Below are 25,335 nucleotides of genomic sequence, written 5' to 3' on the forward strand. Positions count from 1 at the left end.
CAAAAGGTGGGGTTTCTGCGTTTACGGAAGTGCTGAAATCACTATATAAGTGAGAACCTTGGTTTGGGACGGTCAAGCAAGTCTTGACAACAAGCGGCTGTTCCCCCATAATCATCAGTTCTCTACGGAGGGGTGCCCGAGTGGCTAAAGGGGGCAGACTGTAAATCTGTTGGCTTACGCCTACGTTGGTTCGAATCCAACCTCCTCCACCAGATAAAAGTTGTAGCAGTTGTTGGGAATCCATGAATTCTTGCGGGTGTAGCTCAATGGTAGAGCAGAAGCCTTCCAAGCTTACGACGAGGGTTCGATTCCCTTCACCCGCTCCAGCAACGCAGAAGTAGCGCCCATGTGGCTCAGTGGTAGAGCACTCCCTTGGTAAGGGAGAGGTCGGCAGTTCGATCCTGCCCATGGGCACCAGAAGTACTCAGTGATTGTTTGCGCCCGGCGCAACGTACGGAAAAATCCTCTTAGGAGTCGAAAATGGCCAAGGGTAAGTTTGAGCGGACCAAGCCGCACGTGAACGTCGGCACGATCGGTCACGTTGACCACGGCAAGACCACGCTGACGGCAGCGATCACGACGGTTCTGACGCAGAAGTTCGGCGGCGAAGCGAAGGCATACGACCAGATCGACGCGGCGCCGGAAGAAAAGGCGCGTGGTATCACGATCAACACGGCACACGTCGAGTACGAAACGGCGAACCGCCACTATGCACACGTCGACTGCCCGGGCCACGCTGACTATGTGAAGAACATGATCACGGGCGCAGCGCAGATGGACGGCGCGATCCTGGTGTGCTCGGCCGCAGACGGCCCGATGCCGCAAACGCGTGAGCACATCCTGCTGGCGCGCCAGGTTGGCGTTCCGTACATCATCGTGTTCCTGAACAAGTGCGACATGGTGGACGACGCTGAGCTGCTGGAGCTGGTCGAGATGGAAGTTCGCGAACTTCTGTCGAAGTACGACTTCCCGGGTGACGACACGCCGATCATCAAGGGTTCGGCCAAGCTGGCGCTGGAAGGCGACAAGGGCGAGCTGGGCGAAGTGGCGATCATGAACCTGGCTGACGCGCTGGACACGTACATTCCGACGCCGGAGCGCGCAGTGGATGGCACGTTCCTGATGCCGGTGGAAGACGTGTTCTCGATCTCGGGTCGTGGCACGGTGGTGACGGGTCGGGTTGAGCGCGGCGTCGTCAAGGTCGGCGAAGAAATCGAAATCGTCGGTATCAAGCCGACGGTGAAGACGACCTGCACGGGCGTGGAAATGTTCCGCAAGCTGCTCGACCAAGGTCAGGCAGGCGACAACGTCGGTATCCTGCTGCGCGGCACGAAGCGTGAAGACGTGGAGCGTGGCCAGGTTCTGGCGAAGCCGGGTTCGATCAACCCGCACACGCATTTCACGGCTGAAGTATACGTGCTGAGCAAGGACGAAGGTGGCCGTCACACGCCGTTCTTCAACAACTATCGTCCGCAGTTCTACTTCCGTACAACGGACGTGACGGGCTCGATCGAGTTGCCGAAGGACAAGGAAATGGTCATGCCGGGCGACAACGTGTCGATCACGGTGAAGCTGATCAACCCGATCGCGATGGAAGAAGGCCTGCGTTTCGCAATCCGCGAAGGCGGCCGTACCGTCGGCGCAGGTGTGGTTGCCAAGATTCTCGAGTAACGCCAGATAGTTCTCGTCAATCGGTAGTCTCGGGGTTGGCGGTGTCGTCAACCCCAAATGGTTTAGGGGCATAGCTCAACTGGCAGAGCGTCGGTCTCCAAAACCGAAGGTTGGGGGTTCGATTCCCTCTGCCCCTGCCAACTCTTGCGTCGTATGTGACGCTTCGTTAAGGTGTTATGGCGAATCCTTCCGTCGAAACTGTAAATACATCCGGCGACAAGTTGATGCTCGTCGCAGGCGTATTGTTGGTCTTGGCCGGGTTCGTGGGGTTCTTCTGGCTCAATGGCCAGGAATGGTACATCCGCGGAGCCGCCTTGGCTGTTGGCGCGATCGCGGGTGTTGCAGTCGGTCTTCTCTCTGCGCCTGGCAAGGGTTTCATCGCTTTCGCCAAAGACTCGTACAAGGAAGTCCGAAAGGTTGTTTGGCCTACTCGCAAAGAGGCTACCCAGACAACGCTCGTAGTGTTCGGCTTCGTGTTCGTTATGGCGATCTTTCTGTGGGTTAGCGATAAATCCATCGAATGGGCGATTTTCTCGGTGATTCTGGGTTGGAAATGATATGAGCGATACTCCGGCATCCCCGAGCGGCAAGCGCTGGTACGTGGTGCACGCTTACTCCGGCATGGAAAAGAGCGTGCAACGTGCGCTTCAGGAGCGTATCGAACGTGCTGGCATGCAAGACCAGTTTGGTCAAATCCTCGTTCCGACTGAAGAAGTGGTCGAGGTGAAAGGCGGTCATAAATCGGTGACCGAACGTCGTTTTTTCCCGGGCTACGTACTTGTGGAAATGGAAATGACGGACGAGACGTGGCACCTCGTGAAGAACACGGCCAAGGTGACAGGCTTTGTTGGCGGTGCACGCAATCGCCCGAGTCCGATTTCCCCGCGGGAAGTCGAGAAAATCATGTCGCAAATGCAGGAAGGCGTGGAGAAACCGCGGCCGAAGACCCTGTTTGAAGTAGGCGAGATGGTGCGAGTGAAGGACGGTCCATTCACGGATTTCAATGGCAGCGTCGAAGAAGTGAATTACGAAAAGTCGCGCGTCCGTGTTTCTGTCACAATTTTCGGCCGCGCAACGCCGGTCGAGCTGGAATTCGGCCAGGTCGAAAAGTTGTAATCCAGAATTCTACGGAACGCACCAATTGGTGCGTTCCGTATTTCGCGCTTACGGTCCGCGTAATGGCTGTTGAGGAGCGTAAGTAACCAATTTTCGGTGAACGCGCGCTACTACTCACTGAGCGTTCGCATGTACGCGTGCGACGTTCCAAAGAGGTTTTCAACATGGCAAAGAAAATCATCGGCTTTATCAAGCTGCAGATTCCTGCAGGGAAAGCCAACCCGTCGCCGCCGGTCGGTCCGGCACTCGGCCAACGCGGCCTGAACATCATGGAGTTCTGCAAGGCGTTCAACGCGCAGACTCAAGCACTGGAACCGGGTCTGCCGATTCCGGTCGTGATCACCGCGTTTGCTGACAAGAGCTTCACGTTTGTCCTGAAGACGCCGCCGGCGACGGTTTTGATCAAGAAGGCAGCGAAGATCGACAAAGGTTCGAGCAAGCCGCATACCGACAAGGTCGGTAAGATTACCCGTGCTCAAGCTGAAGACATCGCCAAAACCAAGATGCCCGATCTCACGGCAGCTGATCTGGACGCAGCGGTTCGTACGATCGCTGGTAGCGCCCGCTCGATGGGCATCATTGTGGAGGGCGTGTAAATGGCTAAGCTTTCGAAGCGTCTGCAAGCATTTGCAGCCAAAGTTGATCGTCAGAAGCTGTACCCGATCGATGACGCTCTGTCGCTCGTGAAGGAATGCGCAAGCGCGAAGTTCGACGAATCGATCGACGTCGCAGTGCAACTCGGCATCGACGCGAAAAAGTCGGACCAAGTGGTTCGTGGCTCGGTCGTGCTGCCGGCTGGTACCGGCAAATCGGTCCGCGTCGCAGTGTTCGCGCAAGGCGAAAAGGCCGAGCAAGCTCGTGCAGCTGGCGCAGAAGTCGTCGGTATGGAAGACCTGGCTGAACAGGTCAAGGCTGGCAAGCTGGACTTCGACATTGTGATCGCTTCGCCTGACACAATGCGCGTTGTCGGTACGCTGGGTCAGATCCTCGGCCCGCGCGGCCTGATGCCGAACCCGAAGGTTGGCACCGTTACGCCGGACGTTGCGACCGCAGTGAAGAACGCCAAGGCTGGTCAGGTGCAATTCCGTGTCGACAAGGCCGGTATCATCCATGCGACCATCGGCCGTGCATCGTTCGAGCCGACGGCTTTGCGTAGCAACCTGAACGCTCTCGTCGAAGCGCTGCAAAAGGCCAAGCCGGCAACGAGCAAGGGTGTCTACCTGCGCAAAGTTGCGGTGTCGAGCACGATGGGTGTTGGCGTTCGCGTCGACCAGGCATCGATCGCAGCACAGTAAAAATTTATCGCCTCGACGAGAGTCTGGGCGGTTTTATGGGCTTTGGGCGGTTGTGAGGTGGTGGTTTGCATCGCGCAACCGGTTGTCAAAGACCGTTGGCGGGCACGCAGCAAGTAGGCGAGTCCTTAATGTAAGGCCAACGCAGATGGCGAACCCGAAAAGGTTTTGTAGTGATGAAACCGTTGGATGTCCGCAGTGATGTGGGCCTCGGACGGTCGAAATACTCCTGACTGGTCGGACGCCGTTATTGAACGCGGTACACAAGGCGCACGCTGCGTGTATCGAATCTGGAGGTTAACCGTGCCACTCAACAAAGAAAGCAAGCAGGCCGTCGTCGCTGAGGTTGCCGCGCAAGTCGCGAAAGCCCAGACCGTGGTTCTGGCTGAGTATCGTGGGATCACGGTTGGCGATCTGACCAAGCTGCGCGCGAAAGCGCGTGAGCAACAGGTTTACCTTCGCGTGTTGAAGAACACGCTGGCGCGCCGCGCTGTTGAAGGTACCCCGTTCGCTCCGCTGGCAGAGCAGATGACTGGCCCCCTGATCTACGGCATCTCGGAAGATGCAATTGCTGCTGCTAAGGTCGTCAATGACTTCAGCAAGAGCAATGACAAGTTGGTCATCAAGGCTGGCTCCTACGAAGGCAACGTGATGGACAAGGCAGGCGTGCAAGCGCTGGCCAACATCCCGAGCCGCGAGGAACTGCTCTCCAAGCTGTTGTTCGTTATGCAAGCTCCTGTTTCCGGCTTTGCGCGCGCTTTGGCCGCGCTGGCGGAAAAGAAGCAGGGCGAAGAGTCCGCTGCTTAACGTTCTTCAGCCGAGCGTAATTGATCGCTAGCTGTATCCGAATTCAATTTAGGAGTATTTCAAATGGCAATCGCAAAAGAAGACATCCTCGAAGCCGTAGGCTCGATGTCGGTTCTGGAACTGAACGAGCTGGTTAAGGCGTTCGAAGAAAAGTTTGGCGTGTCGGCAGCTGCTGTCGCAGTGGCAGGCCCGGCAGGCGGCGGCGCTGCTGCTGCCGCTGAAGAGCAGACCGAATTCACGGTCAACCTGGTCGAGGTTGGCGCGAACAAGGTTTCCGTCATTAAGGCTGTTCGCGAACTGACGGGTCTCGGCCTGAAGGAAGCGAAGGACCTGGTCGACGGCGCACCGAAGCCCGTTAAGGAATCGGTACCGAAGGCTGCTGCTGAAGAAGCCAAGAAGAAGCTGGAAGAAGCCGGCGCGAAGGCTGAAATCAAGTAAGTTTCAGCGCGCTGTGCGAAGGCTGGCGGTTTTGCACCGCCGGCCTTTTTGTGCTTTGTGGGAGCCGCGTTTTTGCAAGGCCGTTTCGGCAAGAACGTGACTCCCAGAAGCCAAAGAAAACCGCCATCGGCAACATTGACCGGCGTTTCTCTTTGTCTTCTGAAGCGACTGCAGAAGGCAAGTTTGGTCGGGTAGCGGGCAACACAGGCATCCGCTGCCGTCAGCCAGCGGTTGGTAGAGGCCAACCACCAAGCTTCTAGGCTCGTTCAAGCCATCGGACGGCCATCGGGTCTCAGTCGGTGAACACTCGGGTTGTCTCATCAAGGTATCCTGCCTCGACAACAATGCCCGCCGTGATTCGGAGATCGTATGCAATATTCCTTCACCGAGAAGAAGCGTATTCGCAAGAGTTTTGCGAAGCGCCCCATCGTTCACCAAGTACCTTTCCTGCTGGCTACCCAGCTTGAATCATTCAGCACGTTTCTGCAAGCAGACACGTCGTCCACGCAACGCAAGCCGGAAGGCCTGCAGGCTGCGTTTACTTCCGTTTTTCCGATTGTTTCGCATAACGGATTCGCACGTCTAGAGTTCGTCAGCTACATGCTGTCGCCGCCGGCATTCAACATCAAGGAATGTCAGCAGCGCGGTCTGACGTACTGCTCGGCCTTGCGCGCGAAAGTGCGTCTGGTGCTGCTCGACAAGGAATCGCCGAGCAAGCCGGTCGTCAAGGAAGTGAAGGAACAGGAAGTGTACATGGGCGAAATTCCGCTCATGACGCCGACCGGTTCATTCGTCATCAACGGCACGGAACGTGTGATCGTTTCGCAGCTGCACCGTTCGCCGGGCGTGTTCTTCGAACACGACAAGGGCAAGACGCACAGTTCGGGCAAGCTCCTGTTCTCCGCCCGTATCATTCCTTACCGTGGTTCGTGGCTCGACTTCGAGTTCGACCCGAAGGACGTGCTGTATTTCCGCGTCGACCGTCGCCGCAAGATGCCGGTCACGATCCTGCTGAAGGCAATCGGCCTCACGCCGGAACAGATCCTCGCAAACTTCTTCGTGTTCGACAATTTCACGCTGATGCCGGAAGGCGCGCAGATGGAATTCGTGCCGGAGCGTCTGCGTGGCGAAGTGGCGCGCTTCGACATCTCGGACCGTGACGGCAACGTGATCGTCCAGAAGGACAAGCGGATCAACGCGAAACACATTCGCGACCTCGACAACGCGAAGACCAAGTTCATCTCGGTCCCGGAAGACTATCTCCTCGGCCGCGTGCTGGCGAAGAACGTCGTCGACGGCGACACCGGTGAAGTCATCGCCAACGCGAACGACGAAATCACCGAAACCGTCCTCGAAAAGCTCCGTGAAGCGAAGATCAAAGACATCCAGACGCTCTACACGAACGATCTGGATCAAGGTCCGTACATCTCGTCGACGCTGCGTATCGACGAAACCGCGGACAAGATGGCCGCTCGGATCGCGATCTACCGCATGATGCGCCCGGGCGAACCGCCGACCGAAGAAGCGGTCGAGGCGCTGTTCAACCGTCTGTTCTACAGCGAAGACGCATACGACCTGTCCAAGGTGGGTCGTATGAAGTTCAATCGTCGCGTGGGTCGCGACGAGATCGTCGGACCGATGACGCTGCAAGACGATGACATCCTCGCAACGATCAAGATCCTGGTCGAGCTGCGTAACGGCAAGGGCGAAGTGGACGATATCGACCACTTGGGCAATCGCCGTGTGCGTTGCGTCGGCGAACTGGCGGAAAACCAGTTCCGAGCCGGTCTCGTGCGTGTCGAGCGTGCTGTGAAGGAACGCCTTGGCCAGGCCGAAAGCGAAAACCTGATGCCGCACGACCTGATCAACTCGAAGCCGATTTCGTCGGCAATTCGCGAGTTCTTCGGTTCGTCGCAGCTCTCGCAGTTCATGGACCAAACGAACCCGCTGTCGGAAATCACCCACAAGCGCCGCGTGTCGGCACTTGGCCCGGGCGGTTTGACCCGTGAGCGAGCAGGTTTTGAAGTCCGCGACGTGCACCCGACTCACTACGGTCGTGTGTGCCCGATTGAAACGCCTGAAGGTCCGAACATCGGCCTGATCAACTCGCTCGCGCTGTACGCGCACCTGAACGAATACGGCTTCCTCGAAACGCCGTATCGCAAGGTCGTGGACAGCAAGGTGACCGACCAGATCGACTACCTGTCGGCGATCGAAGAAGGCCGTTACGTGATCGCTCAGGCGAACGCGGCGGTCGCTGCCGACGGCACGCTGACCGACGAGCTGGTTTCGTCGCGTGAAGCTGGCGAAACGCTGATGGTCACGCCGGATCGCATCCAGTACATGGACGTGGCGCCGTCGCAGATCGTCTCGGTGGCAGCCTCGCTGATTCCGTTCCTCGAGCACGATGACGCGAATCGCGCGTTGATGGGTTCGAACATGCAGCGTCAGGCTGTGCCGTGTCTGCGCCCTGAAAAGGCCGTGGTCGGTACGGGTATCGAGCGCACGGTGGCGGTCGACTCGGGTACGACGGTTCAGGCGTTCCGCGGCGGTGTCGTGGATTACGTCGACGCAGGCCGTATCGTGATTCGTGTGAACGACGACGAGGCGGTTGCGGGCGACGTCGGTGTCGACATCTACAACCTGATCAAGTACACGCGTTCGAACCAGAACACGAACATCAACCAGCGCCCGATCGTGAAGATGGGCGACAAGGTTGCGCGCGGCGACGTGCTGGCTGACGGCGCATCGACCGATCTGGGCGAGCTCGCGCTCGGCCAGAACATGCTGATCGCGTTCATGCCGTGGAACGGCTACAACTTCGAAGACTCGATCCTGATCTCTGAAAAGGTCGTGGCCGACGATCGCTACACGTCGATCCACATCGAAGAACTGAATGTCGTGGCTCGTGACACGAAGCTCGGACCGGAAGAAATCACGCGCGACATTTCGAACCTCGCGGAAGTACAGCTTGGCCGTCTCGACGAGTCGGGCATCGTGTACATCGGCGCGGAAGTCGAAGCGGGCGACGTGCTCGTGGGCAAGGTTACGCCGAAGGGCGAAACCCAGCTCACTCCGGAAGAAAAGCTGCTGCGCGCGATCTTCGGCGAGAAGGCCTCGGACGTGAAGGACACGTCGCTGCGCGTGCCCTCGGGCATGAGCGGCACGGTCATCGACGTGCAGGTGTTCACGCGTGAAGGCATTCAGCGCGACAAGCGCGCGCAACAGATCATCGACGATGAACTGAAGCGCTATCGCCTCGACCTGAACGACCAGTTGCGCATCGTGGAAGGCGACGCGTTCCAGCGTCTCGCACGGATGCTCGACGGCAAGGTCGCCAACGGCGGTCCGAAGAAGCTCGCGAAGGGAACGAAGATCGAACAGGCTTACCTGGAAGATCTCGATCACTACCACTGGTTCGACATCCGTCTCGCGGACGAAGAAGCAGCGGCGCAGCTCGAAGCGATCAAGAACTCGATCGAAGAGAAGCGTCACCAGTTCGATCTGGCGTTCGAAGAAAAGCGCAAGAAGCTCACGCAGGGCGACGAACTGCCGCCGGGCGTGCTGAAGATGGTCAAGGTGTATCTGGCAGTCAAGCGCCGTCTGCAGCCTGGCGACAAGATGGCCGGCCGTCACGGTAACAAGGGTGTGGTGTCGAAGATCGTCCCGATAGAAGACATGCCGTACATGGCCGACGGCCGTCCGGCTGACGTCGTTCTGAACCCGCTCGGCGTGCCGTCGCGGATGAACGTGGGTCAGGTTCTCGAAGTGCATCTGGGTTGGGCCGCGAAGGGTTTGGGCTGGCGTATCGGCGAAATGCTGCAGCGTCAGGCGAAGATCACTGAACTGCGTGAATTCCTGACCAAGATCTACAACGAGTCGGGCCGTGCCGAAGAGCTGGACAGCTTCACCGACGACGAAATTGTCGAACTGGCGAAGAACCTGCGCGAAGGCGTGCCGTTTGCAACGCCGGTGTTCGACGGTGCGACGGAAGAAGAAATGTCGCGCGCGCTGGATCTGGCATTCCCGGACGACATCGCGAAGAACCTCGGCATGACGCCGTCGAAGAATCAGGTTCGTCTGTACGACGGTCGCACGGGCGAGATGTTCGAACGTACGGTGACGGTCGGCTACATGCACTACCTGAAACTGCACCACCTGGTCGACGACAAGATGCACGCGCGTTCCACGGGCCCGTACTCGCTCGTGACGCAGCAGCCGTTGGGCGGTAAGGCGCAGTTCGGTGGCCAGCGTTTCGGTGAAATGGAAGTGTGGGCGCTCGAAGCGTACGGCGCATCGTACGTGCTGCAGGAAATGCTGACGGTGAAGTCGGACGACGTGACAGGCCGGACCAAGGTGTACGAGAACCTGGTCAAGGGCGATCACGTGATCGATGCAGGCATGCCGGAATCCTTTAACGTGTTGGTGAAGGAAATCCGCTCGCTGGGTATCGATATTGACCTCGACCGCAACTAATCGGACTACTGGAGAGAAGCGATGAAAGCTTTGCTCGATCTATTCAAGCAAGTCCAACAACCTGAAGTTTTTGACGCGATCAAGATCGGTCTGGCCTCGCCGGACAAGATTCGTTCGTGGTCGTTCGGTGAAGTGAAGAAGCCGGAAACCATCAACTACCGGACGTTCAAGCCGGAGCGTGATGGTCTGTTCTGCGCGAAGATTTTCGGGCCGATCAAAGACTACGAATGCCTTTGTGGCAAGTACAAGCGTCTGAAGCACCGTGGGGTGATCTGCGAGAAGTGCGGTGTCGAAGTGACGCTCGCGAAGGTGCGTCGCGAACGGATGGGCCACATCGAACTGGCCTCGCCGGTTGCGCACATCTGGTTCCTGAAGTCGCTGCCGTCGCGTCTGGGCATGGTGCTCGACATGACGCTGCGCGACATCGAACGCGTGCTGTACTTCGAAGCATATGTGGTGATCGATCCGGGCATGACGCCGCTGAAAGCGCGGCAGATCATGACCGAAGAGGATTACTACAACAAGGTCGAAGAATACGGTGACGAATTCCGTGCCGAGATGGGCGCGGAAGGCGTTCGCGAGCTGCTGCGCGCGATCAACATCGACGAACAGGTCGAGATGCTCCGTACCGAACTCAAGAACACGGGTTCGGAAGCGAAGATCAAGAAGTACGCGAAGCGCCTGAAGGTGCTCGAGGCTTTCCAACGCTCGGGCATCAAGCCTGACTGGATGGTGCTCGAAGTGCTGCCGGTGCTGCCGCCGGAACTGCGTCCGCTGGTGCCGCTGGACGGTGGCCGTTTCGCGACGTCGGACCTGAACGACCTGTATCGCCGCGTGATCAACCGTAACAACCGGTTGAAGCGTCTGCTCGAACTGAAGGCGCCTGAAATCATCGTCCGCAACGAAAAGCGGATGCTGCAGGAAGCCGTCGACTCACTGCTCGACAACGGCCGTCGCGGTAAGGCAATGACCGGCGCGAACAAGCGTCCGCTGAAGTCGCTTGCCGACATGATCAAGGGTAAGGGCGGTCGTTTCCGTCAGAACTTGCTCGGTAAGCGCGTCGACTACTCGGGTCGTTCGGTGATCGTGGTCGGCCCGACGCTCAAGCTGCATCAATGCGGTCTGCCGAAGCTGATGGCGCTCGAACTGTTCAAGCCGTTCATCTTCAACAAGCTCGAAGTGATGGGTGTGGCTACCACCATCAAGGCTGCGAAGAAGGAAGTCGAGAACCAGACGCCGGTGGTGTGGGACATCCTCGAAGAGGTGATCCGCGAACATCCGGTCATGCTGAACCGTGCGCCGACGCTGCACCGTCTCGGCATTCAGGCTTTCGAGCCGGTGCTGATCGAAGGTAAGGCAATCCAGCTGCACCCGCTCGTTTGCGCGGCGTTCAACGCCGACTTCGACGGTGACCAGATGGCTGTTCACGTGCCGCTGTCGCTCGAAGCGCAGATGGAAGCGCGCACGCTGATGCTGGCGTCGAACAACGTGCTGTTCCCGGCCAACGGTGATCCGTCGATCGTGCCGTCGCAGGACATCGTGCTCGGCCTGTACTACGCGACCCGCGAAGCGGTGAACGCCAAGGGCGAAGGCCTGACGTTCACGGGCGTCTCGGAAGCGCTGCGTGCATACGAGAACAAGGAAGTCGAGCTGGCCTCGCGCGTCAACGTGCGGATCACGGAAATGGTCCAGAACGAAGATAAGTCGGAAGGCGCGCCGGCGTTCGTGCCGAAGATCTCGCTGTACGCGACGACCGTCGGCCGTGCAATCCTGTCGGAAATTCTGCCGCCGGGCCTGCCGTTCTCGGTGCTGAACAAGCCGCTGAAGAAGAAGGAAATCTCGCGTCTGATCAACACCGCATTCCGCAAGTGCGGTCTGCGCGAAACGGTGATTTTCGCCGACCAGTTGATGCAGTCGGGTTTCCGTCTGGCAACGCGCGCTGGTATCTCGATCTGCGTCGACGACATGCTCGTGCCGCCGCAGAAGGAAACCATCGTCGGCGACGCCGCGAAGAAGGTGAAGGAGTACGACCGTCAGTACATGTCGGGTCTCGTCACGTCGCAAGAGCGCTACAACAACGTGGTCGACATCTGGTCGGCAACGTCGGAAGCGGTCGGCAAGGCGATGATGGAACAGCTGTCGACGGAACCGGTCACGGACCGCGACGGCAACGAAACGCGTCAGGAATCGTTCAACTCGATTTACATGATGGCGGACTCGGGTGCTCGTGGTTCGGCAGTTCAGATTCGTCAGCTTGCCGGTATGCGTGGCCTGATGGCGAAGCCGGACGGCTCGATCATCGAGACGCCGATTACGGCGAACTTCCGTGAAGGCCTGAACGTGTTGCAGTACTTCATCTCGACCCACGGTGCACGTAAGGGTCTGGCTGATACGGCACTGAAGACGGCGAACTCGGGTTACCTGACGCGACGTCTGGTCGACGTGACGCAGGATCTGGTGGTGGTCGAGGACGATTGCGGCACGTCGAACGGCGTCGCCATGAAGGCGTTGGTCGAAGGCGGTGAAGTCGTCGAAGCGCTGCGTGACCGTATTCTCGGTCGCGTGGCGGTGGCTGACGTCGTCAATCCGGAATCGCAGGAAACGCTGTACGAATCGGGCTCCTTGCTCGACGAAGACGCGGTCGAAGAAATCGAACGCCTCGGCATCGACGAAGTGCGCGTGCGTACGCCGCTGACTTGCGAAACGCGTTACGGTCTGTGCGCAGCCTGCTACGGCCGCGACCTGGGCCGCGGCTCGTCGGTCAACGTCGGTGAAGCAGTCGGCGTGATCGCTGCTCAGTCGATCGGTGAACCGGGCACGCAGCTCACGATGCGTACGTTCCACATCGGTGGTGCGGCGTCGCGTGCGGCAGTGGCTTCGTCGGTTGAAGCGAAGTCGAACGGTACGGTGCGGTTCACGGCGACGATGCGTTACGTCACCAACGCGAAGGGCGAACAGATCGTCATCTCGCGTTCGGGCGAAGCGATGATCACCGACGACCACGGCCGCGAGCGCGAACGTCACAAGGTGCCGTACGGCGCGACGCTGTTGCAACTGGACGGCGCGCAGATCAAGGCCGGCACGCAACTGGCGACGTGGGATCCGATGACGCGTCCGATCATCACCGAGTACGGTGGTACGGTGAAGTTCGAAAACGTCGAAGAAGGCGTGACCGTTGCGAAGCAGATCGACGATGTGACGGGTCTGTCGACGCTGGTCGTGATCGACGTGAAGCGTCGTGGTTCGCAAGCTTCGAAGACGGTGCGTCCGCAGGTCAAGCTGCTCGATGCGAACGGCGAAGAAGTCAAGATCCCGAACACCGAGCATTCGGTGCAGATCGGCTTCCAGGTCGGCGCTCTGATCACCGTGAAGGACGGTCAGCAAGTGCAGGTCGGTGAAGTGCTCGCACGTATCCCGACCGAATCGCAGAAGACGCGTGACATTACCGGCGGTCTGCCGCGTGTGGCGGAACTGTTCGAAGCACGTTCGCCGAAGGACGCAGGTATCCTGGCGGAAGTCACGGGTACGACGTCGTTCGGTAAGGACACGAAGGGCAAGCAGCGTCTCGTTATCACGGACCTCGAGGGCAACCAGCACGAGTTCCTGATCGCGAAGGAAAAGCAGGTTCTGGTGCACGATGGTCAGGTCGTCAACAAGGGCGAAATGATCGTCGACGGGCCGGCGGATCCGCACGACATCCTGCGTTTGCAGGGCGTCGAAGCGCTGTCGCGTTACATCGTGGACGAAGTGCAGGACGTGTACCGTCTGCAAGGCGTGAAGATCAACGACAAGCACATCGAAGTGATTGTTCGTCAGATGCTGCGCCGCGTGCAGATTACGGACAACGGCGATACGCGTTTCATCCCGGGCGAACAGGTCGAGCGGTCGGATATGCTCGACGAGAACGACCGTATGATCGCGGAAGACAAGCGTCCGGCAACGTATGAAAACGTGTTGCTTGGTATCACGAAGGCGTCGCTGTCGACCGATTCGTTCATCTCCGCGGCGTCGTTCCAGGAAACGACCCGCGTGTTGACCGAAGCGGCGATCATGGGCAAGCGCGACGACCTGCGTGGCCTGAAGGAAAACGTGATCGTCGGCCGTCTGATTCCGGCCGGTACGGGTCTCGCGTTCCACAAGGCACGCAAGAGCAAGGAACTGTCCGACCGCGAGCGTTTCGATCAGATCGCAGCGGAAGAGTCGTTCGAATTCGGTACGCCGGAAACCCCGGCCGCCGAACAGCAGCACTCAGGCGAGTAAGTCCCGGCGGCGCAAGCCGCTTGGGCTCACCAGCCAGCGAAGCCGCTCAGTTTCGACTGAGCGGCTTTTTTTATGCGCCTCTTTCTTGCGCGACTTTGCGGATTCTTAGGCCGGATGGCTAACGTTGTTGCAAAGCGCGGGCGCAGCACGAATGCGTTGGTAAAATTCGTGTCACCGGCCTTTGGCTGCTTCTCGCAAATTCATGTCCCGTCCGCTCCAGATCCTCAACGAAGTATTCGGCTATCCCGCGTTCAGAGGGCAGCAGGGCGAAATTGTCGAGCACGTCGCCGGCGGCGGCGATTGCCTCGTGCTGATGCCGACGGGCGGTGGCAAATCGCTGTGCTATCAGATTCCGTCACTGGTGCGGCGCGAAGGCGGCTTCGGCGCCGGCATCGTCGTGTCGCCGCTGATCGCGCTGATGCAGGATCAGGTGGCCGCGCTCACCGAAGTCGGCGTGCGCGCGGCGTATCTGAACTCCACGCTGTCGAGCGCGGAGGCGATGGCCACCGAGCGGGCGCTGCGCGAGGGCGAGATCGACCTGCTTTACGTTGCGCCGGAACGTCTGATGACGCCACGATTCCAGGAGTTACTGGAGCGCACGCGCATCGGCTTGTTCGCGATCGACGAAGCGCATTGCGTATCGCAATGGGGGCACGATTTCCGGCCCGAATATATTCAGCTGTCGGTGCTGCACCAGCGCTTTCCCAACGTGCCACGCATCGCACTCACCGCCACCGCGGACGCGATCACCCGCGACGAAATCATCGACCGCCTGGCGCTTGATGACGCTCGCATCTTCGTGTCGAGTTTCGACCGGCCGAACATCCGCTATCGCATCGCCGAAAAGGACAATGCGCGCGCGCAGTTGCTGGACTTCATCCGCGCCGAGCATTCGCGGCCGGACGGCACCACCGACGCCGGTGTGGTCTATTGCCTGTCGCGCCGCAAGGTGGAAGAAACCGCGGAGTGGCTTAAAGAAAAGGGGATGCGCGCGTTGCCGTATCACGCCGGCATGGAGTTCGAGATTCGCCAGAAGCATCAGGAGATGTTCCAGCGCGAAGAAGGCATCGTGATGTGCGCGACGATCGCGTTCGGCATGGGCATCGACAAACCCGACGTGCGTTTCGTCGCTCACCTCGACTTGCCGAAGAGCGTCGAAGGCTACTACCAGGAAACCGGTCGTGCCGGCCGCGACGGCATGCCGGCGAACGCGTGGATGGCCTATGGTCTCGGCGACGTCGTGCAGCAGCGCAAGATGATCGACGAGTCCGATGCCGACGACGCCCATAAGCGCGTCCAAACCAGCAAACTCGACGCGCTGCTCGGCCTGTGCGAGGCAGCGACTTGCCGGCGCGTCCGGCTGCTTGGCTACTTTGGCGAAACCAGCAAGCCGTGCGGCAACTGCGACAACTGTCTCGAACCGCCGGCAACCTGGGACGCGACACGCGAGGCGCAAATGGCGCTGTCCTGCGTGTTCCGCGCGCAGCGGGCGAGCGGTTTCAACTTCGGCGCCGGCCATCTGATCGACATTCTGCGCGGCAATCGCAGCGAGAAAATCATGCAGCGCGGCCACGAGAAGCTGACGACGTTCGGCATCGGCGCGGCTCTCGGCGAGTCGGAGTGGCGCGCGGTGTTTCGCCAGTTGGTGGCGTTCGGCTATCTGACGGTCGACCACGAAGGCTTTGGCTCACTCGTGCTCACCGAAGCGAGCAAGCCGGTGCTCAAGGGCGAGCAGAACGTGACGATGCGCCGTTACGTGAAGCCGATCCGCACCCGGCAATCGTCCGGCCGCACCAGCGAGCGTGCTGATCCGACAATCGGCATGGGCCCGCGCGAGCGGGCCCGCTGGGAGCGTTTGCGTGCCTGGCGCACCGAAACGGCAAAGAGCGACGGTGTACCGGCCTACGTGATCTTCCACGATGCGACGCTGGCGGAAATTGCCCGCAATGGCCCCGATTCCATTGAGGATTTGCGCGGCATTCCGGGCATGGGCGCCCGCAAACTGGACCGTTTCGGCGACGAATTGCTGGAAGTGGTCGCCGCGGACTGAGCGTTCCAGGAGCCAGGGAAGTCCGACAGGGGTGCGAAACATCGCAAGCTGTTGACTCCCTTAGTATTTTCGGAATATTATGCTAGGTTCCGGTCCTTGGAATGCGTGCGGTGAATCCAGTTCACGTACTTGCAGTCCATCCGGAAGTTCGATGCGCAATCGTTTCTGCTTTGCCCGGAAACAGATGCGTCGATTTTGTTCAATTTCAGGAATAAACAATGCCAACCATCAATCAACTGGTTCGCAAAGGCCGCGCGTCGGAAACGACGAAGAGCAAGAGCCCGGCTTTGCAGGACTGCCCCCAGCGTCGCGGCGTGTGCACCCGTGTGTACACCACGACGCCGAAGAAGCCGAACTCGGCACTCCGTAAGGTCGCAAAGGTGCGCCTGACGAACGGCTTCGAAGTCATTTCGTACATCGGTGGTGAAGGCCACAACCTGCAGGAACACTCGGTCGTGCTGATTCGCGGCGGTCGTGTGAAGGACTTGCCGGGTGTGCGTTACCACATGGTTCGCGGCTCGCTGGATACCCAGGGCGTCAAGGATCGTAAGCAGGCTCGCTCGAAGTACGGTGCGAAGCGTGCCAAGGCTGGCAAGTAACTAGCCGGTCAGTAGTTTCAGGTCGCCTGCAAAGGCGGTAATAGCGGTGGTGCCGGAGTCGCCGGTGCTGTCGAGTAAGTGGTCACCCGACCAGGCTGGTAAGTCTTGAAGATGAATCGGGTTAGTTGGTGGCCGCGGGGCTAAAGTAGCTCCAACTGAAAAGGTAAAGGAAGAAACATGCCGCGTCGTCGCGAAGTCCCCAAGCGGGAAGTGTTGCCGGATCCGAAGTTCGGTAACGTTGATGTAGCTAAGTTCATGAACGTGCTGATGCTCTCCGGCAAGAAGTCGGTTGCCGAGCGTATCGTGTACGGCGCTTTCGAACAGATCCAGACCAAGGGTGGCAAGGACCCGCTGGAAGTGTTCACGGTAGCGCTCAACAACGTCAAGCCGGTGGTCGAAGTCAAGAGCCGCCGCGTTGGTGGTGCGAACTATCAGGTTCCGGTCGAAGTGCGCCCGTCGCGTCGTATGGCATTGGCGATGCGTTGGCTGCGTGAAGCCGCGAAGAAGCGCAGCGAGAAGTCGATGGCCCTGCGTCTGGCAGGTGAACTCTCCGAAGCGGCCGAAGGCCGTGGCGGCGCAATGAAGAAGCGCGACGAAGTTCACCGGATGGCAGAAGCCAATAAGGCGTTCTCGCACTTCCGTTTCTAAGCTTCCCGAACCCGGGTTTAGCGGAAAAAGCGGAAAGAAATTCCGGGCGGGTGCGCTTACAAAGCGCCTCGCCCGTTTGTGTTACAGCGCGATGGGTATTTTCTCGCATCGCGTCATCCCAATAGAGGATCAAAGTGGCTCGCAAGACACCTATCGAGCGCTACCGTAACATCGGTATTAGCGCTCACATCGACGCCGGCAAAACGACGACGACCGAGCGCATCCTGTTCTACACCGGCGTGAACCACAAGATTGGTGAAGTTCACGACGGCGCTGCCACCATGGACTGGATGGAGCAGGAGCAGGAACGCGGCATCACGATCACGTCCGCTGCTACCACGGCGTTCTGGAAAGGCATGGCCGGCGACCGCGCTGAGCACCGCATCAACATCATCGACACCCCGGGCCACGTCGACTTCACGATTGAAGTCGAGCGCTCGATGCGCGTGCTCGACGGCGCGTGCATGGTTTATTGCGCAGTGGGCGGCGTGCAGCCCCAGTCGGAAACCGTGTGGCGTCAGGCAAACAAGTACAAGGTTCCCCGTCTCGCGTTCATCAACAAGATGGACCGTACCGGCGCGAACTTCTTCAAGGTCTACGACCAGCTCAAGCTGCGCCTGAAGGCGAACCCGGTTCCGGTCGTGGTGCCTATCGGCGCGGAAGAAAACTTCACGGGCGTCGTCGATCTGATGAAGATGAAGGCGATCATTTGGGACGACGCGTCGCAAGGCACGAAGTTCTCGTACGAAGAAATCCCGGCGGAACTGCTCGAGTCGTGCAACGAGTGGCGCGAGAAGATGGTCGAGGCGGCTGCTGAGTCGAGCGAAGACCTGATGAACAAGTACCTGGAAGAGGGCGAGCTCTCTGAAGCGGAAATCATCAAGGGTCTGCGCGATCGCACGATCGCTTGCGAAATCCAGCCGATGCTGTGCGGCACCGCGTTTAAGAACAAGGGTGTGCAACGCATGCTGGACGCCGTGCTCGACTTCCTGCCGTCGCCGATCGACATCCCGCCGGTTACCGGCGAGCTGGAAAACGGCGAGCAAGGTGAGCGCCGCGCTGCCGACGACGAAAAGTTCTCGGCACTGGCATTCAAGATCATGACGGACCCGTTCGTCGGTCAGCTGATCTTCTTCCGCGTGTACTCGGGCATTGTGAATTCGGGCGACACCGTGCTGAACGCGACCAAGGACAAGAAGGAACGTCTGGGTCGTATTCTGCAGATGCACGCGAACCAGCGCGAAGAAATCAAGGAAGTCCGCGCAGGCGACATCGCTGCTGCAGTCGGCCTGAAGGACGCAACGACGGGCGACACGCTGTGCGATCCGCAAAACCCGATCGTGCTCGAGCGCATGATTTTCCCGGAGCCGGTGATTTCGCAGGCAGTTGAGCCGAAGACGAAGCCGGACCAGGAAAAGATGGGTCTGGCGCTGAACCGCCTGGCTCAGGAAGATCCGTCGTTCCGCGTTCAAACGGACGAAGAATCGGGTCAAACCATTATTTCGGGCATGGGCGAGCTCCACCTCGAAATTCTGGTTGACCGGATGCGCCGTGAGTTCGGCGTCGAAGCAACGGTTGGCAAGCCGCAAGTGGCTTACCGCGAAACGATTCGCGGCAAGGCGGAAGATGTCGACGGCAAGTTCGTCAAGCAGTCGGGTGGTCGCGGCCAGTACGGTCACGCGGTCATCACGCTCGAGCCGAACGAGCAGGGCAAGGGCTACGAGTTCCTGGACGAGATCAAGGGCGGTGTGATTCCGCGTGAATACATCCCGGCAGTCGACAAGGGTATCCAGGAAACGCTGAAGGCTGGCGTGCTGGCAGGCTTCCCGGTCGTTGACGTGAAGGTTCACCTGACGTTCGGTTCGTACCACGACGTCGACTCGAACGAAAATGCGTTCCGCATGGCGGGTTCGATGGCGTTCAAGGAAGCAATGCGCAAGGCTCAACCGGTCATCCTCGAACCGATGATGGCCGTCGAAGTCGAAACGCCGGAAGACTACATGGGCAACGTGATGGGCGACCTGTCGGGTCGTCGCGGTATCGTTCAGGGCATGGACGATATGGTCGGCGGCGGCAAGATCGTTCGTGCTGAAGTGCCGCTGTCGGAAATGTTTGGTTACTCGACGTCGCTGCGTTCGCTGACCCAGGGTCGTGCAACGTACACGATGGAGTTCAAGCACTACTCCGAAGCACCGCGTAACGTGTCGGAAGCGATCATCAACGCCAAGTCGAAGTAATCGCGCGGCAAAGTCATTCAACGATTAACTTTTTGAAAGAAGAGAAACATGGCTAAAGGTAAATTCGAACGGACCAAGCCGCACGTGAACGTCGGCACGATCGGTCACGTTGACCACGGCAAGACCACGCTGACGGCAGCGATCACGACGGTTCTGACGCAGAAGTTCGGCGGCGAAGCGAAGGCATACGACCAGATCGACGCGGCGCCGGAAGAAAAGGCGCGTGGTATCACGATCAACACGGCACACGTCGAGTACGAAACGGCGAACCGCCACTACGCACACGTCGACTGCCCGGGCCACGCTGACTATGTGAAGAACATGATCACGGGCGCGGCGCAGATGGACGGCGCGATCCTGGTGTGCTCGGCCGCAGACGGCCCGATGCCGCAAACGCGTGAGCACATCCTGCTGGCGCGCCAGGTTGGCGTTCCGTACATCATCGTGTTCCTGAACAAGTGCGACATGGTGGACGACGCTGAGCTGCTGGAGCTGGTCGAGATGGAAGTTCGCGAACTTCTGTCGAAGTACGACTTCCCGGGCGACGACACGCCGATCATCAAGGGTTCGGCCAAGCTGGCGCTGGAAGGCGACAAGGGCGAGCTGGGCGAAGTGGCGATCATGAACCTGGCTGACGCGCTGGACACGTACATTCCGACGCCGGAGCGCGCAGTGGATGGCACGTTCCTGATGCCGGTGGAAGACGTGTTCTCGATCTCGGGTCGTGGCACGGTGGTGACGGGTCGGGTTGAGCGCGGCGTCGTCAAGGTCGGCGAAGAAATCGAAATCGTCGGTATCAAGCCGACGGTGAAGACGACCTGCACGGGCGTGGAAATGTTCCGCAAGCTGCTCGACCAAGGTCAGGCAGGCGACAACGTCGGTATCCTGCTGCGCGGCACGAAGCGTGAAGACGTGGAGCGTGGCCAGGTTCTGGCGAAGCCGGGTTCGATCAACCCGCACACGCATTTCACGGCTGAAGTGTACGTGCTGAGCAAGGACGAAGGTGGCCGTCACACGCCGTTCTTCAACAACTATCGTCCGCAGTTCTACTTCCGTACAACGGACGTGACGGGCTCGATCGAGTTGCCGAAGGACAAGGAAATGGTCATGCCGGGCGACAACGTGTCGATCACGGTGAAGCTGATCAACCCGATCGCGATGGAAGAAGGCCTGCGTTTCGCAATCCGCGAAGGCGGCCGTACCGTCGGCGCAGGTGTGGTTGCCAAGATTCTCGAGTAAAATCAAAGCTTGAACTTGCAGCAAGTGGTGCCCGGAGCCGGGCGCCGGCCCCGGCGGGCACTCGGCTCTACGTTCTTTTTCTATCTGGCGGCGCAATACCGCCTCGCTCTTTCCAAGGAATTGTCATGCAGAACCAGAAAATCCGCATTCGCCTGAAGGCTTTCGACTATCGTCTGATCGATCAATCAGCAGCTGAGATCGTCGACACGGCAAAGCGGACTGGCGCTATCGTTCGTGGTCCGGTGCCCCTGCCGACCCGCATTCAACGCTTCGACATCCTGCGTTCGCCGCACGTCAACAAGACATCGCGCGATCAGCTCGAAATTCGTACGCACCAACGCCTGATGGACATCGTTGATCCGACGGACAAGACCGTCGACGCGCTGATGAAGCTCGATCTGCCGGCTGGCGTAGACGTTGAAATCAAGCTGCAGTAAGGCTTTCAAGGTTGTCCGGGTCACCGGACAGCGCTAAGTCATTGATTGCTTGCGGAAAACGAAAAGCCTCGCTATAATGCAAGGCTTTTCGCGCATTTGCGCAAAAAAGTCGGTGTGCTGCAGCGTGATTTCACGCCCGAAACGGCATCGGCATTTTGTAAATTAGCCCCGACCAATCGCAGTCGGGAATGGAGAAAACGATGAGCCTTGGACTCGTAGGTCGCAAGGTTGGCATGACCCGTATCTTCACGGCAGAAGGGGATTCGATTCCCGTTACCGTGCTGGACGTGTCCGACAACCGCGTGACGCAGATCAAGACTGTTGAAACCGACGGCTACACGGCCGTGCAGGTTGCATTCGGTACGCGCCGTGCATCGCGCGTGACGAAGCCGTTGGCCGGTCATCTCGCCAAAGCCGGTGTTCAAGCCGGTGAAATCCTCAAAGAATTCCAGATCGATGCTGCCAAGGCTGCCGAGTTGTCGAACGGCACCGTGGTCGGTCCCGACCTGTTCGAAGTAGGCCAGAAGGTCGACGTGCAAGGCGTGTCGATTGGTAAGGGCTACGCCGGTACCATCAAGCGTTACAACTTCGCGTCCGGCCGTGCTTCGCACGGTAACTCGCGCTCGCACAACGTGCCGGGTTCGATCGGTATGGCGCAGGATCCGGGTCGTGTTTTCCCGGGTAAGCGCATGACCGGTCACATGGGTGACGACACGGTAACGGTGCAAAACCTCGAAATCGCTCGTATCGACGCCGACCGCAAGCTGTTGTTGGTCAAGGGCGCCGTTCCGGGTGCGAAGGGTGGCAAGGTATTCGTTACGCCGGCCGTGAAGACGCGTGCCGTGAAAGGAGCGAAATAATGGAACTTAAGCTCCTGAATGCCAATGGTCAGGAAGGTGCAGGCGTTAGCGCGTCGGACGTCGTGTTCGGCCGCGATTACAACGAAGCCCTGATTCACCAGGTAGTGGTGGCGTATCAAGCGAATGCCCGTAGCGGCAACCGCGCGCAGAAGGACCGTGAGCAAGTCAAGCACACGACCAAGAAGCCGTGGCGCCAGAAGGGTACGGGCCGCGCCCGTGCCGGTATGTCGTCGAGCCCATTGTGGCGCGGCGGTGGCCGGATCTTCCCGAATTCGCCGGAAGAAAACTTTTCGCACAAGGTCAACAAGAAGATGCATCGCGCAGGTCTCTGCTCGATCTTCTCGCAGCTGGCCCGCGAAGGCCGCATCTCGGTGGTCGACGAGCTGACGCTCGAAGCGCCGAAGACGAAGCTGCTGGCCGAAAAATTCAAGGCGATGGGTCTCGACTCCGTGCTGGTGATTACCGACACGGTTGACGAAAACCTGTACCTCGCGTCCCGCAATCTCGCCCATGTGGCAGTTGTCGAGCCGCGTTACGCCGACCCGCTGTCGCTGATCTACTTCAAGAAGATCCTGATCACGAAGGCTGCGGTCGCCCAGATCGAGGAGTTGCTGTCATGAGCGAGATTCGCAAGAACGATCATCGTTTGATGCAGGTCCTGCTCGCGCCGGTGATCTCCGAAAAGGCGACGCTGGTGGCCGACAAGAACGAGCAAGTTGTGTTCGAAGTCGCGCCCGATGCCACGAAGCAGGAAGTGAAAGCCGCAGTCGAGCTGCTGTTCAAGGTGGAAGTCAATTCCGTCAACGTGCTGGTCTCGAAGGGCAAAGCCAAGCGCTTTGGCCGCTTCATGGGCAAGCGCAAGGACGTGAAAAAGGCGTACGTCTGCCTGAAGCCCGGCCAGGAAATCAACTTTGAAGCGGAGGCCAAGTAATCATGGCAATCGTTAAAGTTAAGCCGACCTCGCCGGGCCGCCGCGCGATGGTCAAGGTGGTCAACAAGGATCTGCATAAGGGCAAGCCGTTCGCAGCGCTGCTCGACTCGCAATCTTCGACCGCTGGCCGTAACAACAACGGTCACATCACTACCCGCCACAAGGGTGGTGGTCACAAGCATCACTATCGTGTCGTCGATTTCCGTCGCACGAAGGATGGCATTCCGGCTAAGGTCGAACGTCTCGAGTACGATCCGAACCGTAGCGCGAACATCGCGCTGGTTCTGTACGCAGACGGCGAGCGCCGTTACATCATTGCTCCGAAGGGTATTACCGTCGGCCAGCAACTGATGTCGGGTTCGGAAGCGCCGATCCGCGCAGGCAACACGCTGCCGATCCGCAACATTCCGGTCGGTACGACGATCCACTGCATCGAAATGCTGCCGGGCAAGGGCGCGCAAATGGCGCGTTCGGCTGGTACGTCGGCGATGTTGCTGGCTCGTGAAGGCATCTACGCACAGGTCCGCCTGCGCTCGGGTGAAATCCGCCGCGTTCACGTTGAATGCCGCGCGACGATTGGTGAAGTTGGCAACGAAGAGCACAGTCTCCGTCAAATCGGTAAGGCTGGCGCGAACCGCTGGCGCGGTATCCGCCCGACGGTACGTGGCGTTGCAATGAACCCGGTCGATCACCCGCACGGTGGTGGTGAAGGCAAGACGGCTGCAGGTCGCGATCCGGTGAGCCCGTGGGGCACGCCTGCTAAGGGTTATCGCACCCGCAGCAACAAGCGCACGACGAGCATGATCGTCCAGCGCCGTCACAAGCGTTAAGGAGTAGGCAATGGCACGTTCTGTAAAAAAAGGTCCGTTCTGCGACGCCCATTTGCTGAAGAAAGTTGAGGCGGCAGCAGCTTCGCGGGATAAGAAGCCGATCAAAACCTGGTCGCGTCGCTCGACGATCCTCCCGGATTTCATCGGTCTGACGATCGCTGTTCATAACGGCCGTCAACACGTTCCGGTGTACATCTCGGAAAACATGGTCGGCCACAAGCTTGGCGAGTTTGCATTGACCCGTACGTTCAAGGGTCACGCAGCCGACAAGAAGGCTAAGAAATAAGGGGCTCATGATGGAAGTGAAAGCAATTCATCGCGGTGCCCGCATCTCGGCGCAGAAAACGCGCCTTGTGGCTGACCAGATCCGCGGTTTGCCGGTCGACAAGGCGCTGAACGTTCTGACGTTCTCGCCGAAGAAGGCTGCGGGAATCGTGAAAAAGGTCGTGCTGTCGGCGATCGCGAATGCGGAGCATAACGAAGGCGCCGATATCGATGAGCTCAAGATCACGAGCATCTACATCGACAAGGCTGCGTCGCTCAAGCGTTTCACCGCTCGCGCGAAGGGCCGCGGTAACCGCATCGAGAAGCAATCCTGTCACATCACTGTGACGGTCGGGAATTAAGGGGTCATACGATGGGACAGAAAATTCATCCGACTGGCTTCCGTTTGGCCGTCAGCCGCAATTGGGCGTCGCGTTGGTACGCGAACAACAACAATTTCGCGGCGATGTTGCAGGAAGACATCGGTGTTCGTGAATACCTGAAGAAGAAGCTGAAAAACGCGTCCGTCGGCCGCGTTGTGATTGAGCGTCCTGCAAAGAACGCGCGCATCACGATTTTCAGCTCGCGTCCGGGGGTCGTGATCGGTAAGAAGGGTGAAGACATTGAACTGCTTAAGTCCGAGCTGCAAAAGCGCATGGGCGTCCCGGTTCACGTCAACATCGAAGAAATCCGCAAGCCGGAAACCGATGCGCAACTGATCGCTGATTCGATCACGCAACAGCTCGAGCGCCGGATCATGTTCCGCCGCGCGATGAAGCGTGCGATGCAAAACGCCATGCGTCTGGGTGCTCAAGGCATCAAGATCATGAGCGCCGGCCGCTTGAACGGCATCGAAATCGCCCGTACGGAATGGTATCGCGAAGGTCGCGTGCCGCTTCATACGCTGCGTGCAGATATCGACTACGCAACGTCGGAAGCAAAGACGACGTACGGCATCATCGGCGTCAAGGTGTGGGTCTACAAGGGCGACACGCTCGGCCGCAACGACGCACCGGTGGTTGAAGAAGTCGCCGAAGAAAAGCGTCCGCGCCGCAACGCACGTCCGGGAGGCGATCGCCGTCCGCGTCGCGATGGTGAAGGTGGTGGCCCGGCAGGTGCACGCCGCGGCGCTCCTCGTCGTGCTGGCGGTGCCGGCGGCGACGGGAAGACTGGAGAATAA

Annotated in this window: 22 protein-coding genes and 4 tRNA genes; all 26 read left to right on the forward strand. The window is 59.3% G+C overall.

Features of this window, described 5'->3' with window-relative positions; all coding sequences use genetic code 11:
* Positions 1 to 126 precede the first annotated feature (126 nt).
* The 26 genes from PQR02_RS31625 (at position 127) to rpsC (ending at position 25,335) form a co-directional block, all read left to right on the forward strand.
* Positions 127 to 212 (forward strand) — tRNA-Tyr (locus tag PQR02_RS31625).
* A 40-nt stretch (positions 213 to 252) separates the two neighbouring features.
* Positions 253 to 326, forward strand: a tRNA-Gly gene (locus tag PQR02_RS31630).
* 16 nt (positions 327 to 342) lie between these two features.
* Positions 343 to 417: transfer RNA gene (locus PQR02_RS31635), tRNA-Thr, on the forward strand.
* Positions 418 to 480: 63 nt separating this feature from the next.
* Complete coding sequence (gene tuf / locus PQR02_RS31640) at positions 481 to 1,671, forward strand: elongation factor Tu (protein ID WP_149672963.1); 1,191 nt, start codon at positions 481 to 483, stop codon at positions 1,669 to 1,671.
* A 64-nt stretch (positions 1,672 to 1,735) separates the two neighbouring features.
* A tRNA-Trp gene (locus PQR02_RS31645) sits at positions 1,736 to 1,811 on the forward strand.
* Positions 1,812 to 1,847: 36 nt separating this feature from the next.
* Positions 1,848 to 2,228 (forward strand): preprotein translocase subunit SecE, encoded by a 381-nt coding sequence (gene secE, locus PQR02_RS31650; RefSeq protein ID WP_179707953.1) that lies wholly within the window; start codon positions 1,848 to 1,850, stop codon positions 2,226 to 2,228.
* 1 nt (position 2,229) lies between these two features.
* On the forward strand, positions 2,230 to 2,787 hold the full coding sequence (gene nusG / locus PQR02_RS31655; RefSeq protein ID WP_007180147.1) for a transcription termination/antitermination protein NusG: 558 nt from the start codon (positions 2,230 to 2,232) through the stop codon (positions 2,785 to 2,787).
* A 164-nt stretch (positions 2,788 to 2,951) separates the two neighbouring features.
* On the forward strand, positions 2,952 to 3,383 hold the full coding sequence (gene rplK / locus PQR02_RS31660; protein ID WP_408241003.1) for a 50S ribosomal protein L11: 432 nt from the start codon (positions 2,952 to 2,954) through the stop codon (positions 3,381 to 3,383).
* A complete protein-coding gene (rplA, locus tag PQR02_RS31665; RefSeq protein ID WP_149672965.1) occupies positions 3,384 to 4,082 on the forward strand; it encodes a 50S ribosomal protein L1 in 699 nt (232 codons plus the stop codon).
* A gap of 300 nt (positions 4,083 to 4,382) precedes the next feature.
* Positions 4,383 to 4,886, forward strand: a complete 504-nt coding sequence (gene rplJ / locus PQR02_RS31670; protein WP_149672966.1) for a 50S ribosomal protein L10 — start codon at positions 4,383 to 4,385, stop codon at positions 4,884 to 4,886.
* Between the two features lie 63 nt (positions 4,887 to 4,949).
* Positions 4,950 to 5,324: a 50S ribosomal protein L7/L12 gene (rplL, locus tag PQR02_RS31675; RefSeq protein WP_121315903.1), complete on the forward strand. Its 375-nt coding sequence runs from the start codon at positions 4,950 to 4,952 to the stop codon at positions 5,322 to 5,324.
* 369 nt (positions 5,325 to 5,693) lie between these two features.
* Positions 5,694 to 9,800, forward strand: a complete 4,107-nt coding sequence (rpoB, locus tag PQR02_RS31680; RefSeq protein ID WP_408241008.1) for a DNA-directed RNA polymerase subunit beta — start codon at positions 5,694 to 5,696, stop codon at positions 9,798 to 9,800.
* Between the two features lie 21 nt (positions 9,801 to 9,821).
* Positions 9,822 to 14,060, forward strand: coding sequence for a DNA-directed RNA polymerase subunit beta' (rpoC, locus tag PQR02_RS31685; protein WP_408241011.1), 4,239 nt, complete (start codon positions 9,822 to 9,824; stop codon positions 14,058 to 14,060).
* Between the two features lie 202 nt (positions 14,061 to 14,262).
* Positions 14,263 to 16,110: a DNA helicase RecQ gene (gene recQ / locus PQR02_RS31690; protein ID WP_408241014.1), complete on the forward strand. Its 1,848-nt coding sequence runs from the start codon at positions 14,263 to 14,265 to the stop codon at positions 16,108 to 16,110.
* 218 nt (positions 16,111 to 16,328) lie between these two features.
* Positions 16,329 to 16,709, forward strand: coding sequence for a 30S ribosomal protein S12 (rpsL, locus tag PQR02_RS31695; RefSeq protein ID WP_006998493.1), 381 nt, complete (start codon positions 16,329 to 16,331; stop codon positions 16,707 to 16,709).
* A 177-nt stretch (positions 16,710 to 16,886) separates the two neighbouring features.
* Positions 16,887 to 17,357 (forward strand): 30S ribosomal protein S7, encoded by a 471-nt coding sequence (gene rpsG, locus PQR02_RS31700; RefSeq protein WP_006053291.1) that lies wholly within the window; start codon positions 16,887 to 16,889, stop codon positions 17,355 to 17,357.
* Between the two features lie 134 nt (positions 17,358 to 17,491).
* Positions 17,492 to 19,594 carry an elongation factor G gene (gene fusA, locus PQR02_RS31705; RefSeq protein WP_408241017.1) on the forward strand — a complete coding sequence of 701 codons (2,103 nt, stop codon included), beginning with the start codon at positions 17,492 to 17,494 and terminating at the stop codon, positions 19,592 to 19,594.
* A 48-nt stretch (positions 19,595 to 19,642) separates the two neighbouring features.
* The gene (tuf, locus tag PQR02_RS31710; RefSeq protein ID WP_149672963.1) at positions 19,643 to 20,833 is read left to right on the forward strand and encodes an elongation factor Tu; all 1,191 of its coding nucleotides are present in this window, start codon (positions 19,643 to 19,645) and stop codon (positions 20,831 to 20,833) included.
* Between the two features lie 125 nt (positions 20,834 to 20,958).
* Positions 20,959 to 21,270 (forward strand): 30S ribosomal protein S10, encoded by a 312-nt coding sequence (gene rpsJ, locus PQR02_RS31715; protein ID WP_006998489.1) that lies wholly within the window; start codon positions 20,959 to 20,961, stop codon positions 21,268 to 21,270.
* A gap of 200 nt (positions 21,271 to 21,470) precedes the next feature.
* Complete coding sequence (rplC, locus tag PQR02_RS31720) at positions 21,471 to 22,130, forward strand: 50S ribosomal protein L3 (RefSeq protein WP_007180137.1); 660 nt, start codon at positions 21,471 to 21,473, stop codon at positions 22,128 to 22,130.
* The gene (gene rplD, locus PQR02_RS31725) at positions 22,130 to 22,750 is read left to right on the forward strand and encodes a 50S ribosomal protein L4 (protein ID WP_007180136.1); all 621 of its coding nucleotides are present in this window, start codon (positions 22,130 to 22,132) and stop codon (positions 22,748 to 22,750) included. Before rplC ends, rplD begins: the two co-directional genes overlap by 1 nt.
* On the forward strand, positions 22,747 to 23,061 hold the full coding sequence (rplW, locus tag PQR02_RS31730; protein WP_007180135.1) for a 50S ribosomal protein L23: 315 nt from the start codon (positions 22,747 to 22,749) through the stop codon (positions 23,059 to 23,061). The genes rplD and rplW overlap by 4 nt, the downstream gene beginning before the upstream one ends.
* A gap of 2 nt (positions 23,062 to 23,063) precedes the next feature.
* On the forward strand, positions 23,064 to 23,891 hold the full coding sequence (gene rplB / locus PQR02_RS31735) for a 50S ribosomal protein L2 (RefSeq protein WP_149672973.1): 828 nt from the start codon (positions 23,064 to 23,066) through the stop codon (positions 23,889 to 23,891).
* A gap of 10 nt (positions 23,892 to 23,901) precedes the next feature.
* Positions 23,902 to 24,177: a 30S ribosomal protein S19 gene (gene rpsS / locus PQR02_RS31740; protein ID WP_004199273.1), complete on the forward strand. Its 276-nt coding sequence runs from the start codon at positions 23,902 to 23,904 to the stop codon at positions 24,175 to 24,177.
* Positions 24,178 to 24,184: 7 nt separating this feature from the next.
* The gene (gene rplV, locus PQR02_RS31745; protein ID WP_007180133.1) at positions 24,185 to 24,517 is read left to right on the forward strand and encodes a 50S ribosomal protein L22; all 333 of its coding nucleotides are present in this window, start codon (positions 24,185 to 24,187) and stop codon (positions 24,515 to 24,517) included.
* 11 nt (positions 24,518 to 24,528) lie between these two features.
* Positions 24,529 to 25,335: a 30S ribosomal protein S3 gene (gene rpsC, locus PQR02_RS31750; RefSeq protein WP_012434570.1), complete on the forward strand. Its 807-nt coding sequence runs from the start codon at positions 24,529 to 24,531 to the stop codon at positions 25,333 to 25,335.

This window comes from Paraburkholderia sediminicola (assembly GCF_046026895.1).
Taxonomy (GTDB): Bacteria; Pseudomonadota; Gammaproteobacteria; order Burkholderiales; family Burkholderiaceae; genus Paraburkholderia; species Paraburkholderia sediminicola_C.

What these genes read in the sequence shown, in the direction of transcription:
- nusG (WP_007180147.1), top strand. Translation starts at nt 2,230, where the DNA reads ATGAGCGATACTCCGGCATCCCCGAGCGGCAAGCGCTGGTACGTGGTG.
- rpoC (WP_408241011.1), top strand. Translation starts at nt 9,822, where the DNA reads ATGAAAGCTTTGCTCGATCTATTCAAGCAAGTCCAACAACCTGAAGTT.
- rpsC (WP_012434570.1), top strand. Translation starts at nt 24,529, where the DNA reads ATGGGACAGAAAATTCATCCGACTGGCTTCCGTTTGGCCGTCAGCCGC.
- rplC (WP_007180137.1), top strand. Translation starts at nt 21,471, where the DNA reads ATGAGCCTTGGACTCGTAGGTCGCAAGGTTGGCATGACCCGTATCTTC.
- tuf (WP_149672963.1), top strand. Translation starts at nt 19,643, where the DNA reads ATGGCTAAAGGTAAATTCGAACGGACCAAGCCGCACGTGAACGTCGGC.
- rplB (WP_149672973.1), top strand. Translation starts at nt 23,064, where the DNA reads ATGGCAATCGTTAAAGTTAAGCCGACCTCGCCGGGCCGCCGCGCGATG.
- rplK (WP_408241003.1), top strand. Translation starts at nt 2,952, where the DNA reads ATGGCAAAGAAAATCATCGGCTTTATCAAGCTGCAGATTCCTGCAGGG.
- rpsS (WP_004199273.1), top strand. Translation starts at nt 23,902, where the DNA reads ATGGCACGTTCTGTAAAAAAAGGTCCGTTCTGCGACGCCCATTTGCTG.
- rplA (WP_149672965.1), top strand. Translation starts at nt 3,384, where the DNA reads ATGGCTAAGCTTTCGAAGCGTCTGCAAGCATTTGCAGCCAAAGTTGAT.
- rplD (WP_007180136.1), top strand. Translation starts at nt 22,130, where the DNA reads ATGGAACTTAAGCTCCTGAATGCCAATGGTCAGGAAGGTGCAGGCGTT.
- rplW (WP_007180135.1), top strand. Translation starts at nt 22,747, where the DNA reads ATGAGCGAGATTCGCAAGAACGATCATCGTTTGATGCAGGTCCTGCTC.
- rpsL (WP_006998493.1), top strand. Translation starts at nt 16,329, where the DNA reads ATGCCAACCATCAATCAACTGGTTCGCAAAGGCCGCGCGTCGGAAACG.
- rplL (WP_121315903.1), top strand. Translation starts at nt 4,950, where the DNA reads ATGGCAATCGCAAAAGAAGACATCCTCGAAGCCGTAGGCTCGATGTCG.
- rplV (WP_007180133.1), top strand. Translation starts at nt 24,185, where the DNA reads ATGATGGAAGTGAAAGCAATTCATCGCGGTGCCCGCATCTCGGCGCAG.
- rpoB (WP_408241008.1), top strand. Translation starts at nt 5,694, where the DNA reads ATGCAATATTCCTTCACCGAGAAGAAGCGTATTCGCAAGAGTTTTGCG.
- rpsG (WP_006053291.1), top strand. Translation starts at nt 16,887, where the DNA reads ATGCCGCGTCGTCGCGAAGTCCCCAAGCGGGAAGTGTTGCCGGATCCG.
- recQ (WP_408241014.1), top strand. Translation starts at nt 14,263, where the DNA reads ATGTCCCGTCCGCTCCAGATCCTCAACGAAGTATTCGGCTATCCCGCG.
- secE (WP_179707953.1), top strand. Translation starts at nt 1,848, where the DNA reads ATGGCGAATCCTTCCGTCGAAACTGTAAATACATCCGGCGACAAGTTG.
- tuf (WP_149672963.1), top strand. Translation starts at nt 481, where the DNA reads ATGGCCAAGGGTAAGTTTGAGCGGACCAAGCCGCACGTGAACGTCGGC.
- rpsJ (WP_006998489.1), top strand. Translation starts at nt 20,959, where the DNA reads ATGCAGAACCAGAAAATCCGCATTCGCCTGAAGGCTTTCGACTATCGT.